The organism is Streptomyces sp. TSRI0107, assembly GCF_001905845.1.
Lineage (GTDB): Bacteria > Actinomycetota > Actinomycetes > Streptomycetales > Streptomycetaceae > Streptomyces.
Window position 1 is genome coordinate 519,493 of the sequence record NZ_LIVZ01000001.1, and the last position, 15,200, is coordinate 534,692.

A 15,200-nucleotide genomic window follows, 5' to 3' on the forward strand; every position below is an offset into this window, starting at 1 on the left:
GCCTCGTCCCTCAGCGGCCGAGCGCCCGGCGGCCGCGTCCCTGGGACAGCACCGGCAGATTGCTGCGGGCCGGCTGCTGGGAGCGGTTGTCCTCCTCCAGGCGCAGGGCCAGCGCCGGACAGCGGCGGACCGCGCGCAGCGCCTTCGCCTCGGCGTACCGGGGGACGGCCGCCTGGGCGACGGTCGGGAAGCCGTCCGCGCCCAGCTCGAAGACCTCCGGGAGGATGTCGGCGCACAGGCCGTGCCCCCGGCACAGCGTCCAGTCGACGTAGATCTTCTGGCGGCTGGGGCCGTTCTCCTCGTCCGTGGCGCCGCCCGGGACGCCCGTCGGGGCCCTGCCCCCCTCGAAGAGCGGCAGAACGCCCTCCACGGGCCGTCCGCAGCCGTTGCCGAGGACATGGGCGGCGAGGTCGTCGGTGAACGCCTTGACGGTCGACTCCAGGAACATCGCGGAGCCGTCCGGGTGCGAGCAGGCGCCCCGCCGTTTGACGTTCCTGGCGACCTGCTTGAGCGCCTCCAGGGCGGCCGGTCCGCCGCCGTTGAGGATGTCCTCCATGCCGCGCGCGGCGGCCGGCAGGCCGAGGTAGCAGGGGCCGCACTGGCCCGCGCTCTCCTCCGCCAGCCACTGCGCCACCCGCAGCGACTCGCCCAGCGGGCAGGTCTCCTGGCTGATGGGCAGGATCGCCCCGGCGCCCAGCGAACCGCCCACCGCGTCCAGCGAGTTGCGGGAGACGATCGCCTCGTTCACCGTCGCCGCGTCGATCCACTTGCCGTGGTAGCCGCCGGTCAGCACGCCCTGCGGGACCGGCGGGGCGCCGGCGAGCTGCAGGACGTAGCGCAGCGGCACCCCGGTGGGGACCTCGATCACCATCGGGCGGGCGACCGCGCCGGAGACCGTGAGCATCACGGTGCCCGGCTCGTCGTACAGCCCGGTGTTGCCGTACCGCTCCGGGCCGATCCGGGCGGCGATCGCCAGCTGGGCGAACGTCTCGGCGTTCGACAGCAGGGTCGGGGCGCCGCCGACGCCGCTCTGCGAGGCGCTGATCTTGCGGCCGGGCGGGATCGCCGGGCCGCCGTCGATCGAGCGGATCAGGGAGGCGGCGGCACCGGTGACCATGCGGACCGGGTTGCGCTGCACGCGTGCGCGCAGCGCCGACCGGCGGCCGTTGCCCAGACCGCGCTCGGCGAGCGCGGCCTCCATGGAGCGCTGGGTGGACTCCCGGGTGACCCCCACCACGAGCGTGCGGGCACCCAGGGCCTCGGCGCACAGCAGGGCGCCGTCGAGAATCAGGTGCGGGGCACGGTTGATCAGCACCGTGTCCTTGCGGCAGGCGGGTTCGTCCTCGCTTCCGTTGACCACGACCACCGGCCGTACGCCGCGGCGGATCGCCGACTCGGCGACCGACCGCAGCTTCTTGTGGAAGGGGAAACCCGCGCCGCCGCGGCCCCTGAGGTTGATGCGTTCGGCGAGCTGCGCGAGCTGCTCGCCGCCCAACGGTTCGAGCGGCCCGTGCACCTTCAGGTGCATGGGCAGATCGAGTCTTTCGACAAGGTCGAAGCCCGACGTGAGCTGAGGAAGTCCGACCACGCGGACTTCGGGTACGTCGGGCAGGGCCTCGTTCACTTAAAGCCTCCGGAAGGCGTGTTCCAAGGTTCGCCCGAACCCGGTGCGTCGAAGTCGTAGGACGCACCGGGCAGTGTTTCTGTGGCGGGACCGCTGTTGTCGTATGTGTCGTTCGGGTTGTACGTGCCGTAGAGGGGGTTCGACTCAACCGTGTCGTACACATCACCGCCGCCGTAGGACCCGGCGCCCGGATTGCCATAGGCGGGGATGGTGTGTCCGGTGTCCTGGAGGGGGTCGTACGCCGACCGGGGCGCCTCGCCGACCGGCGGCGGGGACGGGATCGGCCAGGAGCTGTCCACGCGGGGCAGCGATTCGGTGGGCTGCAGGTCCAGCGGCTCGGTGGGCCGGGCGTCCGTGAAGGACTGCTGGGCGCGGCGCGGGCGGGACACCGCGCGGTAGGCGGCCGCGAAGCCGGCGGTGGACTCGGCGGCGCGCTCCTGGTCCCCGCGCGGGGCGTCGTAGCCGGGCAGGGGGGAGGGCTCGGCGCCCGCCCGCGCGCGGCTCGCGTCCAGATCCTCGCGGCCGGGCCTGTCCCCGCCCTCGAACATCCCGTTGATCAGGTCCGCGACCCGGCGCTTGACGGGGCGGGGTGCCGCGCGCAGCGCCAGGGCGGCCATGACGCCGACCAGGCAGAGGCCGTAGAGGAACATGAAGACGGGCTTGGCCGCGCGGCCCGCGAACAGGCCGTGGATCAGGGCCGCGCACCAGGCCGGGTAGGCCAGCATGTGCATGGCCCGCCAGCGGGCGGCGACCGGGGCCGGGGAGGCGAAGGCGCTGCGCAGGGCGCCGGTGAGCCCCACGAAGATCATCAGCAGGCCGGCCAGCGAGCCCAGCCCGATCAGGCCCTGGGTGCCGGTGAAGCCGAGCGAGAACGGGATCAGCGCGCCGAGCAGGTCGACGTGATCCAGGGCCAGCTTGGTGATGACGTGCAGCAGCAGGAACGCGATCGAGGCGACCGCGGTCGTCCGGTGCACCGCCTGACCGATGATCCGCTGCCGCGCGTTGAGGAAGATCCGGTCCTGCGCCACCAGGCCCCAGATCACCGAGCAGGACAGGGAGACCAGGCTGAGCACGCCCGCGCCGAAGTTCAGGAACTCGCGGACCGTGTCACCTCCGGCCAGCACGAGCACCGGTATGAGGACAAGCACGGCAGCGCTCACCACACCGTAGGCCGAGCGGCCCTGGGTGGCGAGCGAACTGTTACTGCGACTACGACGAGAGTTCATGGGGGCAACTCCGAGCGGTTCGGGAAAGCGGTCCCGCGCCGCACTCTAGGTCGCGTCATACCGGCGGGTACGAGGTTTGAGTTATTGCGTTGTTATCAAATGACAATGCGCTTGTTGTGATGCCCCTTAGTGGCTGTTACGCGAAGTAATCCTTGACCTTGGTTCAGCTTTCCCGGACCCCGGTCCGGCTCCCGGCGGTCCGTGGAACGTTGTCGCGGCCCGGTCGGGCCCTGCGGTACCCTGGCGCCATGCGTGCCGTACGCCTTCTGCTTAGCGGGCCGCGCTGATCAGTCCCGGCCACCGGACGAGTCGAGTGGCCGGAATCGGCGCGGCGTCCCCTCCTGTGCGAGGGGATTTTTCGTTTCCCGGCAGCCGCAGGCAGAGACGATCGATGGAGCTTTGAGGATCATGAGCGAGACGAACCCCGCTGCCACCGCCGAGGTGGCCGCGCCGCACCGCTACACGGCCGCCATGGCCGCGGAGATCGAGGCACGCTGGCAGGACTTCTGGGACGCCGAGGGCACCTACGCGGCGCCGAACCCCAGCGGTGACCTGGCCGGCGACCCGGAGCTGGTCGCCAAGCCCAAGAAGTTCATCATGGACATGTTCCCGTACCCCTCCGGTGCGGGCCTGCACGTCGGCCACCCCCTGGGGTACATCTCCACCGACGTCTTCGCGCGCTTCCAGCGCATGACCGGCCACAACGTCCTGCACACCCTGGGCTTCGACGCCTTCGGCCTGCCCGCCGAGCAGTACGCCGTGCAGACGGGCACGCACCCGCGCGTGTCCACCGAGGCCAACATGGAGAACATGAAGGCCCAGCTGCGCCGGCTGGGCCTGGGCCACGACAAGCGCCGGTCGTTCGCCACGATCGACCCGGACTACTACAAGTGGACCCAGTGGATCTTCCTGCAGATCTTCAACTCCTGGTACGACGACGAGGCGAAGCGGGCCCGCCCGATCTCCGAGCTGATCGCGCGGTTCGAGTCCGGTGAGCGCCCCGTACCGGGCCACACGCGCGCGTGGAGCGAGCTGAACGCCGCCGAGCGCGCCGACGTCCTGAGCCGGTTCCGCCTGGCGTACGCCTCCGACGCGCCCGTCAACTGGTGCCCCGGCCTGGGCACCGTGCTGGCCAACGAGGAGGTCACCGCCGACGGCCGCTCCGAGCGCGGCAACTTCCCGGTCTTCAAGGCCAAGCTGCGCCAGTGGAACATGCGCATCACCGCCTACGCCGACCGGCTGCTGGACGACCTGGACGAGCTGGACTGGCCCGAGGCCATCAAGCTGCAGCAGCGCAACTGGATCGGCCGCTCCGAGGGCGCCCGCGTCGACTTCCCCGTGGACGGCGAGCGCATCACGGTCTTCACCACCCGCCCGGACACCCTGTTCGGCGCGACCTACATGGTGCTGGCGCCCGAGCACCCGCTGGTCGAGAAGTTCACCCCGGACACCTGGCCCGAGGGCACCCACGAGGTGTGGACCGGCGGCCACGCGACCCCCACCGAGGCCGTCGCCGCCTACCGCGCGCAGGCCGCCTCCAAGTCCGACGTCGAGCGGCAGGCCGAGGCCAAGGACAAGACCGGCGTCTTCATCGGCGCGTACGCCACCAACCCGGTCAACGGCGAGCGGATCCCCGTCTTCATCGCCGACTACGTCCTGATGGGCTACGGCACCGGCGCCATCATGGCCGTCCCCGCGGGCGACCAGCGCGACTTCGAGTTCGCGCGCGCCTTCGAGCTGCCGATCCACTGCATCGTGGAGCCGACCGACGGCCGCGGCACCGACACCTCGACGTGGGAGGACGCCTTCTCGTCGTACGACGCGAAGATCATCAACTCCACCGGCGAGGGCGTCTCCCTGGACGGCCTGGGCGTCGTCGAGGCCAAGGCGCGCATCACCGAGTGGCTGGAGCGCGAGGGCATCGGCGAAGGCACCGTCAACTTCCGGCTGCGCGACTGGCTGTTCAGCCGCCAGCGCTACTGGGGCGAGCCCTTCCCGATCGTCTACGACGAGGACGGCGTCGCCCACGCGCTGCCCGAGTCGATGCTGCCGCTGGAGCTGCCCGAGGTCGAGGACTACTCGCCGCGCACCTTCGACCCGGACGACGCGAACACCCAGCCCGAGACGCCGCTGTCGCGCAACGAGGAGTGGGTCAACGTCACCCTGGACCTGGGCGACGGACCGAAGAAGTACCGGCGCGAGACCAACACCATGCCCAACTGGGCCGGTTCCTGCTGGTACGAGCTGCGCTACCTGGACCCGCACAACAGCGAGAAGCTGGTCGACCCGGAGATCGAGCGGTACTGGATGGGCCCGCGTGAGGGCCAGCCGCACGGCGGTGTCGACCTGTACGTCGGCGGCGCCGAGCACGCCGTGCTGCACCTGCTGTACGCCCGCTTCTGGTCCAAGGTCCTGTACGACCTGGGGTACGTCTCGTCCGCCGAGCCGTTCCACAAGCTGTTCAACCAGGGCATGATCCAGGCCTACGTCTACCGCGACAGCCGGGGCATCGCGGTGCCGGCCGCCGAGGTGGAGGAGCGCGACGGCGCGTACTACTACCAGGGCGAGAAGGTCTCCCGGCTGCTGGGCAAGATGGGCAAGTCCCTGAAGAACGCGGTCACGCCGGACGAGATCTGCGCCGAGTACGGCGCCGACACCCTGCGCCTCTACGAGATGGCCATGGGCCCGCTGGACGTCTCCCGGCCGTGGGACACCCGCGCGGTGGTCGGCCAGTTCCGGCTGCTGCAGCGGCTGTGGCGGAACATCGTGGACGAGGCGACCGGCGAGGCCACCGTCTCCGACGCCGAGCCCGACGAGGACACGCTGCGGGCGCTGCACAAGGCGATCGACGGCGTGCGCGGGGACCTGGAGGGCATGCGGTTCAACACCGCCATCGCCAAGATCACCGAGCTGAACAACCACCTGACCAAGGCGGGCGGGGCCGTACCGCGGTCCGTCGCCGAGTCGCTGGTGCTGCTGATCGCGCCGCTGGCCCCGCACATCGCCGAGGAGCTGTGGCGCAGGCTGGGGCACACGGACTCCGTCGTGCACCAGGACTTCCCCGTCGCCGACCCGGCGTACGTCGTGGACGAGACGGTCACCTGCGTCGTCCAGATCAAGGGCAAGGTCAAGGCCCGTCTGGAGGTCTCCCCGGCCATCTCCGAGGAGGAGCTGGAGAAGGTCGCGCTGGCCGACGAGAAGGTCGTGGCGGCACTGGACGGGGCCGGGATCCGCAAGGTGATCGTGCGGGCGCCGAAGCTGGTGAACATCGTTCCGGCGTGAGCAGGACACGGGAGCAGGACACGTGAGCGGGCCATGTGAGCAGGCCATGTGAGCGGGCCACGTGAGCGGGGCGTAAGGGCCTGAATGGTCCCCTAGGGGGATGTTCGGGGTTTGCTGCGGGCAGGTTCGGGGTTCTCACGGAACTCCGGGCCTGCCCGTTGCGTTTACCGTGGAAGAGCGGCGCGGTGGGTGCCGCGTCGGCCGAAGGGCCGGAGGAGGAGCGTCGTGGAAGCAGTGATCGCAGTGGTGGCCCTGCTCTTCGTGCTCTTCGTCGTGCTCGGCGTCTACGCCACGGTGAAGGTCGTCGGCGCCGCCAAGCGCGGCGTGGACCGCACCCTCACCCAGGCCCGTCGCACGGTCGAGGACCACACCCTGCGGGCCAAGTCGTTCGCCCAGCCCGGCCCCGCCGGCGAGATCGCCCAGCTGCGGCTGAAGCTGCGCACCTCGATGCGGGCCACCCAGGACGCGCTCGCCGCGGGCGCCGCCGAGGACGAGTCCCTGAAGGAGTCGCTCGCCCTCTTCCAGCGGCTCAGCGCCCACGGACACGAACTGGACGCCGATCTGCGGCGCCTGGAGTCCGAACCGGACCGGGCGACGCTCACCGAGCGGCTGCCCGCGCTGCGGGAGCGCACCGAGCGCATCACGCGGTCGGCGGACTCCCTGCGCTGGGCCGCCCGTGACCGCGCCCACCGCTTCGCCGACGACGACCTGGACACGCTCAGCGCCCAGATCGACGTCGAGGCCGGCGCCCTGCGGCACTGGACGACGGAGGAACCCGCGGCGTCCTCCACCGGCACCCCGCCGCCGCCCTGGCCGGAGGCCCCCGCCGCCGACGCCGCCGCGGACCGGCAGACCTGGCCGGACACCCCGCAGTCGCGGACCGCCGAGGAGCCGACGCGGCCCGCCATCACCCCGCCGGGCCCGCGCCAGAGCTACCCGTGGCAGAAGAAGCCCCGCCCGGAGAGCACCACCTGAGACCAGCGCGCCGAGCCCCGTTCCGGTGCAGGCGAGAGGGCCGGGCTGCCGTACGGGCGGTACGCCAGGTAACCTCCAGCTCATGTCCCGCCATGTCGCGATCGTCACCGATTCAACGGCCTACCTGCCGCCCCGGACGACGGAGCGCCACGGCATCACCACGGTGCCCCTCACCGTGGTCCTCGGCGGCCGGGCGCTCGAAGAGGGCACCGAGATCTCGACTCGCTCCCTCGCCCAGGCACTCCAGAAGCGACGCCCCGTCACCACCTCACGCCCCAGCCCCGAGCTGTTCGCGGAGACCTATCGCAAGGTCGCCGCGTCGGGCGCCACCGGGATCGTCTCCCTCCATCTCTCCGCCGAGCTGTCCGGCACCTACGACGCGGCGGTCCTCGCGGCGAAGGAGGCACCGGTGCCGGTGCGGGTGGTGGACACCGGCATGATCGCGATGGCGCTGGGCTTCTGCGCGGTGGCGGCGGCCGAGGCGGCGGAGACCGGCGGCACCGTGGACGACGCCGTCACGGCGGCCGAGAAGCGGGCCGCCGACACATCCGCGTACTTCTACGTCGACACCCTCGAATACCTGCGCCGCGGCGGCCGGATCGGCGCCGCGCAGGCCCTGTTCGGCTCCGCGCTCGCGGTGAAGCCGCTGCTCCAGCTCGACGACGGCCGGATCGGGCCCCTGGAGAAGGTGCGGACGGCGTCCAGGGCCATCGCCCGGCTGGAGGAGATCGTCGCCGAGCGGGCGGGTGCCGCACCGGTCGACATCGCCGTGCACCACCTCGCCGCCGCAGACCGGGCCTCGGCGCTGGCGGAGCGGCTGCGGGCGCGGTTGCCCGGGCTGGCGGAGCTTCATGTGAGCGAGGTCGGGGCGGTGATCGGGGCGCACACGGGGCCCGGACTGCTGGGGGTCGTGGTCTCGTCGCGGTGACGAGCCGCGCTGAGCCGCGCTGGCTGAGCTGCACTGTGCTTCACGCGTGTGGGTGACGGAGTTATCCACAACTGGGCGGTAATCCCCGGGAATTGACCAAGATCATCGCGAGAGTGGCGATGTGCCCGATCCTCCTCGCATGGCACTTCGATCACGCACACACGGTACGTCCGCCACCAGTGGGCCGGGCCGAGTCCCCGGCTCGGACAGCCGGACCCGTCATCGCCGCCGCCCACCGCTGCGCGGCAGGGGCGCCACCCGGCAGCGGCAGGCCTCCGCCGAGGAACTCCGGCGGCGGGCGGAGCTGCTGTTCGGCGAACGCGCCCCGGAACGCGCCTCGGAACGCGCCGAGGAATGGCGGGAGTCGGGCGCGGGGCCGCCTCCCGACGAGGAGCGGGAGGCGCGGAGGCCCGCCGGGGCGGGGACTTGGCGGAACCGGGCGGGGCTCGCCCTGCGGGAGCGCATGCCGGTGTGGTTGCAGGCCCGGGTCGGGCTGGAGCGGCGGAGTGTGCTCGCGCTGGCCGTACTGCTCGTCGTGGCCGCCGGTTTCGCCGTGCAGCACTTCTGGAGCGGGCGCACCGAGACGGTACGGGCGCCGGAGGTGGTCGAGGCGGCGGCACCGCACGCGGAGGCGGATGCGGATGCGGCCCCGGGCGGTCCGGCCCCGGGGCGGAGGCAGGGGCCGGGCGGGGCGCCGGACGCTCCCTCGGCGGCCGCCACGGGCGCGCCGGGCGCCGAGATCGTCGTGGACGTCAGCGGCAAGGTCCGGGAGCCCGGGATCCACCGGCTGCCGGCGGGGTCACGGGTCGTGGACGCCCTGGAGGCGGCGGGCGGCGTACGGCCCGGCACGGACACCGCCGGGCTCAACCGGGCGCGGTTCCTCGTCGACGGCGAGCAGGTGGTCGTGGGCGGACCCGCTGCCGCTCAGGCCCAGCCGCCTGCCGGGGGAGCCGCGGCGGGCGCGGCCCCGACGGGCCCCGTCTCCCTCAACACCGCCACCGTGGAACAGCTGGACACCCTCCCCGGCGTCGGCCCCGTCCTGGCCCAGCACATCATCGACCACCGCACCCGGCACGGCGGCTTCCGCTCCGTGGAGGAGCTGCGGGAGGTCAACGGCATCGGCGAACGGCGCTTCGCCGACCTGCGGAATCTCGTACGGCCATGACACCCCGGGAACCGCACGGGGAGTCGGCGCCGGGCGCCGGCCGGCGGGAGGTGCACGCCGCGTCCGGGAAGCGGCTGGGCGACGCCCATCCGCGCCAGGAGGGACCGGCGGACCTGCGGCTCGTCGTACCGGCGCTGGCGGCCTGGGCGACGGCGGCGCTGACACTGGGGGCACCACCGGGGTGGGTCGCAGTGGTGGTGGCGGGCGGCACGGGCGTCGCGCTCGCCCTGCTGTGGGCGGCGCGAAGGCGGGATCGCGGCCCGGCGCGGGCGCTGCCCGCCGCATGGCCTCGGATGCCGGTCGTCGCCGTGCTGCTCTGCGTCGCCGGGGCCGCCGCCTCGGCGGGGCTGCACGGGGCGGATCTGCGCCGGGGGCCGGTGCCGGGACTGGCGCGCGAGTACGCCACCGTGACCGCCGACGTCGAACTCACCTCGGATCCCCGGCTGAGCCGCCCGCGCGTCACCGGCAACCGCCTCGCGCGGGCGTCCGTGCTGGTGAACGCGGAGGTGCGGGCGGTGCGAGGGCCGGCCCCGGCGGGGCGGCGGGCGGGGCCGGGGACGACGGTGACGCGGACGCCGGTGCTGGTGATCGTCGACGCGGGAGCCGGCACCCCGGCCGGCCCTCGGGCGAGGCCGTCCCCCTGGCTCGGCCTGCTGCCCTCCACGCGGCTGCGGGTGACCGGGCGGCTGGCGCCCGCGGCGGTCGGCGGGGACCGGATCGCGGCGGTGCTGCGGGTACGGGAGCGAACCGCGCCGGTGGTGGTGGCGGAACCGACGGGGGCGCAGCGGTTCGCGGGGCGGTTGCGGGCCGGGCTGCGGGAGGCCACCGACGGGCTGCCGGCCGACGCGCGAGCCCTGCTGCCGGGGCTGGTGGTGGGGGACACCTCACGGATCGGCCCGGAGCTGGACGCGGCCTTCAAGGAGACCGACCTCGCCCACACGCTCGCCGTCTCCGGCAGCAACCTCACCATCGTCCTCGCCCTGCTGCTGGGCCCGCCCGGCCTGGCCCAGCGGGCCGAGCGGCGCGGGCCGGCCCCACGCCTCGGTGTGTCCCTGCGGGGGACGGCGGTGCTCGGCGGGGTGCTCACCCTGGGGTTCGTCGTGGTGTGCCGGCCCGACCCGAGCGTGCTGCGGGCCGCGGCGTGCGGCGCCGTCACGCTGCTCGCGCTGGCCACCGGGCGTCGCCGGTCCCTGCTCCCGGCGCTGGCGGCGGCCGTACTGGTGCTGGTGCTGTACGACCCGTGGCTGGCGCGGAGCTACGGCTTCCTGCTCTCGGTGCTGGCCACGGGGGCGCTGCTCACGCTGGCACCGAGGTGGAGCGAGGCGCTGCGCCGGCGGCGGGTGCCGCCCCGGCTCGCGGAGGCGCTGGCGGCCGCGGCGGCCGCGCAGGCGGTGTGCGCGCCGGTCGTCGCGGTGCTGTCGGCGCGGGTGAGTCTGGTGGCGGTGCCGTGCAACCTGCTCGCGGAGTGCGCGCTGGCCCCGGCGACGGTGCTGGGGTTCGCGGCGCTGGCGGCGGCACCGGTGGCGATGCCGGTGGCCGAGGTACTGGCCTGGTGCGCGAGTTGGCCGGCCGGGTGGATCGCGGGCATCGCCCGGACGGGCGCGGCGCTGCCCGGCGCCGGAGTCGACTGGCCCGGCGGCTGGGCGGGGGCAGGGCTGCTGCTCTGTGTCACGGTGGCCGTCGTGGCGGCCGGCCGACGGCTGCTGCGGCACCCCTGGCTGTGCGTGGCCGCGGGGCTGCTGCTGGTGCTGGCGGTGGTGCGGCCGCCCCCGCTGACCCGGGTGGTCACCGGGTGGCCGCCGCCGGGCTGGCGGCTGGCGTTGTGCGACGTGGGACAGGGCGACGCGGCCGTGCTCGCGGCGGGCGAGGGCACCGCCGTGGTCGTGGACACGGGTCCTGACCCCGCGCTGGTGGACCGGTGTCTGCGCGGCCTGGGTGTCACCAGGGTGCTGCTCGTCGTGCTCACCCACTTCCACGCCGACCATGTGGCCGGGTTGCCGGGCGTGCTGCGTGGCCGCTCGGTCGGGGCCGTTCAGACGACGGGGTACGAAGAGCCCGCCGACCAGGCGCGGTTCGTGCGCGCGGCGGCGGCCGCGCGGGGGATCCCGGTCACCCGCGCCGTCGCCGGGGAGCGGCGCCGCAGCGGCGGCCTCACCTGGGAGGTGCTGTGGCCGCCACCCGCGGGACCACCGTCGGCGGTACCGGTGCCGGAGGGCCCGAACGACGCCAGCGTCGCCCTGCTCGTCCGGTCGGCGGGGCTGCGGATGCTGCTGCTGGGCGACCTCGAACCCCCGGCCCAGCAGGCGCTGTTGCGGACCCCGGCGGCGGCGCTGATCGGCGGCGTGGACGTCCTCAAGGTCGCCCATCACGGCTCCGCCTACCAGGACCCGGAGCTGCTGCGCCGGACGGCACCGCGGCTGGCGCTGATCTCCTGCGGTACGGACAACCCCTACGGGCACCCGGCGCCCGGCACCCTGGCGGCGCTGCGGGCCGGCGGCGCGGCGGTGCTGCGGACGGACCGGGACGGGGCGGTCGCGGTGGTCGGTGAGGGCGGGGAGATACGGGTGGCGCGAGACTGAGGTCATGAACTCAGCAGAGGTTGACGCATATCTCCGCCGCCTGGGGGTCGCCCGCCCGGCCTGGCCCACCCTCGACGTCCTGCGCGAGCTCCAGCTCCGCCACCTGCAGACCGTACCCTTCGAGAACCTGTCGATCCATCTCGGCGAGGCGGTCGTGCTCGACGAGAAGCGGTTGCTGGACAAGGTGGTCGGCGCTCGGCGGGGCGGGTTCTGCCACGAACTGAACGGCGTGTTCGCCGCGTTGCTGGACGCGCTGGGGTTCGATGTGACGCTGCTTGCGGCGCGGGTGTACGGGGACGAGGGGCGGCTCGGGGTCCCGTACGACCATCTCGCGCTGCGGGTGCGGACGGTGGACGCGGGGGAGTGGCTGGCCGACGTCGGCTTCGGGGCGCACAGCCACTACCCCCTGTCCTTCGAGGAGCGGCATGAGCAGAGCGACCCCGGTGGCGTCTTCCGGCTCGTCGAGGCGGGGCCGGACGCGGCGGGCGTACGCGGCGGTTCGGGGGCGGCGGACGCGGTCGACCTGGACGTGCTGAAGGACGGCGAGCCGGAGTACCGGCTGGAGACCCGGCCGCGGGTGCTCGCCGACTTCGTGACCGGGGCCTGGTGGCACAGCACCTCGCCGGAGTCGCACTTCACGCGGTCGCTGGTGTGCTCCAGGGTCACGGAGGACGGCGGGCGGATCACGCTCAGCGGACGCAAGCTGAAGGCGACGGCGGCGGACGGGACGCGGGAGGAGTACGAGTACGGGGAGGGGGAGGACGAGGAGGTGCTGGCCGTGTACCGGGAGCAGTTCGGGATCGTCCTGGAGAGCGTGCCGGAGGTGCGCCGTTCCGGCGGGTGAGTACCGGCTGGCGGTGTCGGCCGAGGGGTACGCCCCGTTCCGCCGGAGCTGCCGGCCGGCGCGGAGGCCGGTGCGGTGGCCGGCCAGGGGTGACGGAGAATGTTCGCCGTGAGTGATGTGAGACATGTGCTGGTGCTGCCCGACCGTGACGCGGCGGAGGAGGTGGCCGAGGCACTGGGGGAGCGGTTCTCGCTCGACGAGGAGCCGCAGCTGGTCCGGGACGCGCTGGCCGGGGAGGACGACGCCGAGGACGCGCAGTGGCTGGTCGTCGTCGCGGACGCGGAGGGGCGGCTGGACGCGCGGGAGCTGGACGAGTTCGCCGGCGAGTGGGACGGCTGGCGCGAGGAGCCGTAGGGCGGCGGCGTCCCGCTGTCAGTGCCGCGTGCCATGCTTGTCCCGATGGCCAGGAAGACTGCGAATGACGACCCTCTCGCCCCGGTGACGCTCGCCGTGGGCCAGGAGGACCTCCTGCTCGACCGTGCCGTGCGGGAGGTGGTGGCCGCCGCCAAGGCCGCCGACGCCGACACGGACGTACGTGACCTGACCCCGGATCAGCTGCAGCCCGGCACGCTCGCCGAGCTGACCAGCCCGTCGCTCTTCGCGGAGCGCAAGGTCGTGGTCGTACGCAACGCGCAGGACCTGTCGGCCGACACGATCAAGGACGTCACGGCCTATCTGGGGTCGCCCGTCGAGGAGATCACCCTCGTTCTGCTGCACGCCGGTGGCGTCAAGGGCAAGAAGCTGCTCGACGCCGCCCGCAAGGCGGGGGCGCGAGAGGTGGCCTGTCCCAAGATGACGAAGCCGGCCGACCGGCTGGCGTTCGTCCGGCAGGAGTTCCGGGCGGCCGGGCGGTCCGCCACCCCCGAGGCCTGCCAGGCGCTGGTCGACGCGATCGGCAGTGACCTGCGGGAGCTGGCCTCCGCGGTGTCGCAGCTGGTCGCCGACGTCGAGGGCACGATCGACGAGGCCGTCGTCGGGCGGTACTACACCGGCCGCGCCGAGGCCTCCAGCTTCACCGTCGCCGACCGGGCGGTGGAGGGCCGGGCGGCCGAGGCTCTGGAGGCGCTGCGCTGGTCGCTGGCCACCGGCGTCGCGCCCGTGCTGATCACCAGCGCGCTCGCGCAGGGCGTGCGGGCGATCGGCAAGCTCTCCGCCGCGCGCGGCGGCCGGCCCGCCGACCTCGCACGCGAGCTGGGCATGCCGCCGTGGAAGATCGACCGCGTGCGCCAGCAGATGCGGGGCTGGACCCCGGACGGCGTGGCCATCGCCCTGCGCGCGGTAGCCGAGGCGGATGCCGGCGTGAAGGGCGGCGGCGACGACCCCGAGTACGCCCTGGAGAAGGCCGTCGTCATCATCGCGCGGGCGGCGCGGTCCAGGGGGCGGGCGTAGAGCCAGCGGTGGCGCGCAGGCCCCAGGTGCGGGTGTCGGCCGGCGGTCAGGGGGCAGGGCCCGGTCCGGCGGAGGAGAATCGGCCGTATCAGCCGTAATCGCCGGAAGCGCGGAAAGGTGGCGATCGTCATGGCTGAGCACCCCCACGCCGTACTCGTCCGCAAGGGCTACGAGTGCTTCACGAGCGGTGACATGGACGGCCTGCGGGCGATGATGACCTCGGACTGTACGCACCATGTGCCCGGCAGCCACCCCTTGTCGGGTGACTTCAAGGGCCAGGACGCGGTCATCGGCATGTACCGCAGGCTCATGGAGGAGACGAACGGGTCGATGGAGGTCGACCTGCGCTGCGTCGCGGTGGACGGCCGCGGGCACGCCGTCGCCATGCACCACATCACGGCGGACCGCCAGGGCAGGCACCTCGACGATGAGGGAGCCATAGTCTTCCGGATCGTGGGAGAGAAGATCAGCGATCTCGACGAGTGCGTCCAGGACCTCGACGAGGCCAACGCCTTCTGGGCGTGACGCGCTGACACGCTGCCCCCTGACACACGCACGTATGCGTGCGCGCACGCCGAAGGCCCCGCCGCCCGTCCTGGGGAAGGACGAGGCGGTGGGGCCTTCGGATCAAGCTGGTGAGTCCGTTCCCGCGTGGCGAACGCAGGCCGCGAACAGACTCGGGGTGCCGGCCGGGAGCGGATGAGAGAGGGCCCGCCCTGGGTCCTGCCGGCGATCAGACCAGATAAGGGGTTCAGCCCTGGAGGGACGAGACCTTCGCAGCCAGCGCCGACTTCTTGTTGGCGGCCTGGTTCTTGTGGATGACGCCCTTCGAGACGGCCTTGTCGAGCTGACGCGCGGCGGCGCGCTGGTACTCGGTGGCCTTCTCGACGTCACCCGCGGCAGCGGCCTCGCGGGCCTTGCGGATCGCGGTCTTCAGGGAGGACTTGACGGCCTTGTTGCGCAGCCGAGCCTTCTCGTTGGTCTTGATCCGCTTGATCTGGGACTTGATGTTCGCCACGAATGAGCCTTTACAGGTTCAGGCACGGGGCCAGGGAAATGCCGGGTCCCGTACCAGGTGATTTCTTGGGGTCGTGCCTCGCGCTGAGAGGGCATGAGACACAGCCCCCTACACTACCAGCGGCCCTTCCAGTGGCCCAAACCGGTCGCCGCGCCGCACCCGTGGGACCA

General features: G+C 73.3%; 12 protein-coding genes. 9 read left to right on the top strand and 3 right to left on the bottom strand.

Annotation, left to right across the window (positions count from 1 at the left end):
- Positions 1-10: 10 nt before the first annotated feature.
- Positions 11-1,624, bottom strand: a complete 1,614-nt coding sequence (locus AMK31_RS02265) for an NADH-quinone oxidoreductase subunit NuoF family protein (RefSeq protein WP_073938557.1) — start codon at positions 1,622-1,624, stop codon at positions 11-13.
- Complete coding sequence (locus tag AMK31_RS02270) at positions 1,621-2,850, bottom strand: cytochrome b/b6 domain-containing protein (RefSeq protein WP_198948400.1); 1,230 nt, start codon at positions 2,848-2,850, stop codon at positions 1,621-1,623. Before AMK31_RS02270 ends, AMK31_RS02265 begins: the two co-directional genes overlap by 4 nt.
- A gap of 408 nt (positions 2,851-3,258) precedes the next feature.
- Here AMK31_RS02270 and leuS point away from each other — a divergent pair, with 408 nt between their 5' ends.
- The 9 genes from leuS (at position 3,259) to AMK31_RS02320 (ending at position 14,537) form a co-directional block, all read left to right on the top strand.
- Entirely contained in the window at positions 3,259-6,132 is a 2,874-nt protein-coding gene (gene leuS, locus AMK31_RS02280) for a leucine--tRNA ligase (RefSeq protein WP_073938559.1), read from the top strand.
- 225 nt (positions 6,133-6,357) lie between these two features.
- Positions 6,358-7,107 (top strand): hypothetical protein, encoded by a 750-nt coding sequence (locus tag AMK31_RS02285; RefSeq protein ID WP_073938560.1) that lies wholly within the window; start codon positions 6,358-6,360, stop codon positions 7,105-7,107.
- A gap of 82 nt (positions 7,108-7,189) precedes the next feature.
- Positions 7,190-8,035, top strand: coding sequence for a DegV family protein (locus tag AMK31_RS02290; protein WP_073938561.1), 846 nt, complete (start codon positions 7,190-7,192; stop codon positions 8,033-8,035).
- Between the two features lie 139 nt (positions 8,036-8,174).
- Complete coding sequence (locus tag AMK31_RS02295; protein WP_107468492.1) at positions 8,175-9,200, top strand: ComEA family DNA-binding protein; 1,026 nt, start codon at positions 8,175-8,177, stop codon at positions 9,198-9,200.
- Positions 9,197-11,779 carry a ComEC/Rec2 family competence protein gene (locus AMK31_RS02300; RefSeq protein WP_073938565.1) on the top strand — a complete coding sequence of 861 codons (2,583 nt, stop codon included), beginning with the start codon at positions 9,197-9,199 and terminating at the stop codon, positions 11,777-11,779. Before AMK31_RS02295 ends, AMK31_RS02300 begins: the two co-directional genes overlap by 4 nt.
- Before the next feature lie 4 nt (positions 11,780-11,783).
- Positions 11,784-12,623, top strand: a complete 840-nt coding sequence (locus AMK31_RS02305; protein WP_073938568.1) for an arylamine N-acetyltransferase family protein — start codon at positions 11,784-11,786, stop codon at positions 12,621-12,623.
- 108 nt (positions 12,624-12,731) lie between these two features.
- The gene (locus AMK31_RS02310; protein ID WP_073938954.1) at positions 12,732-12,977 is read left to right on the top strand and encodes a hypothetical protein; all 246 of its coding nucleotides are present in this window, start codon (positions 12,732-12,734) and stop codon (positions 12,975-12,977) included.
- Between the two features lie 45 nt (positions 12,978-13,022).
- A complete protein-coding gene (gene holA, locus AMK31_RS02315; RefSeq protein ID WP_198948401.1) occupies positions 13,023-14,012 on the top strand; it encodes a DNA polymerase III subunit delta in 990 nt (329 codons plus the stop codon).
- Between the two features lie 129 nt (positions 14,013-14,141).
- Positions 14,142-14,537: a nuclear transport factor 2 family protein gene (locus AMK31_RS02320; RefSeq protein WP_073938956.1), complete on the top strand. Its 396-nt coding sequence runs from the start codon at positions 14,142-14,144 to the stop codon at positions 14,535-14,537.
- 226 nt (positions 14,538-14,763) lie between these two features.
- On the opposite strand, the gene rpsT is transcribed toward AMK31_RS02320, so the two are convergent.
- Entirely contained in the window at positions 14,764-15,030 is a 267-nt protein-coding gene (rpsT, locus tag AMK31_RS02325; RefSeq protein WP_073938569.1) for a 30S ribosomal protein S20, read from the bottom strand.
- Positions 15,031-15,200: the final 170 nt, after the last annotated feature.

Bases quoted from the DNA above. Each gene is read 5' to 3' on its own strand.
- AMK31_RS02295 (WP_107468492.1), top strand. From the start codon at position 8,175: ATGGCACTTCGATCACGCACACACGGTACGTCCGCCACCAGTGGGCCG.
- leuS (WP_073938559.1), top strand. From the start codon at position 3,259: ATGAGCGAGACGAACCCCGCTGCCACCGCCGAGGTGGCCGCGCCGCAC.
- AMK31_RS02300 (WP_073938565.1), top strand. From the start codon at position 9,197: ATGACACCCCGGGAACCGCACGGGGAGTCGGCGCCGGGCGCCGGCCGG.
- AMK31_RS02320 (WP_073938956.1), top strand. From the start codon at position 14,142: ATGGCTGAGCACCCCCACGCCGTACTCGTCCGCAAGGGCTACGAGTGC.
- AMK31_RS02305 (WP_073938568.1), top strand. From the start codon at position 11,784: ATGAACTCAGCAGAGGTTGACGCATATCTCCGCCGCCTGGGGGTCGCC.
- holA (WP_198948401.1), top strand. From the start codon at position 13,023: ATGGCCAGGAAGACTGCGAATGACGACCCTCTCGCCCCGGTGACGCTC.
- AMK31_RS02290 (WP_073938561.1), top strand. From the start codon at position 7,190: ATGTCCCGCCATGTCGCGATCGTCACCGATTCAACGGCCTACCTGCCG.
- AMK31_RS02270 (WP_198948400.1), bottom strand. From the start codon at position 2,850: ATGAACTCTCGTCGTAGTCGCAGTAACAGTTCGCTCGCCACCCAGGGC.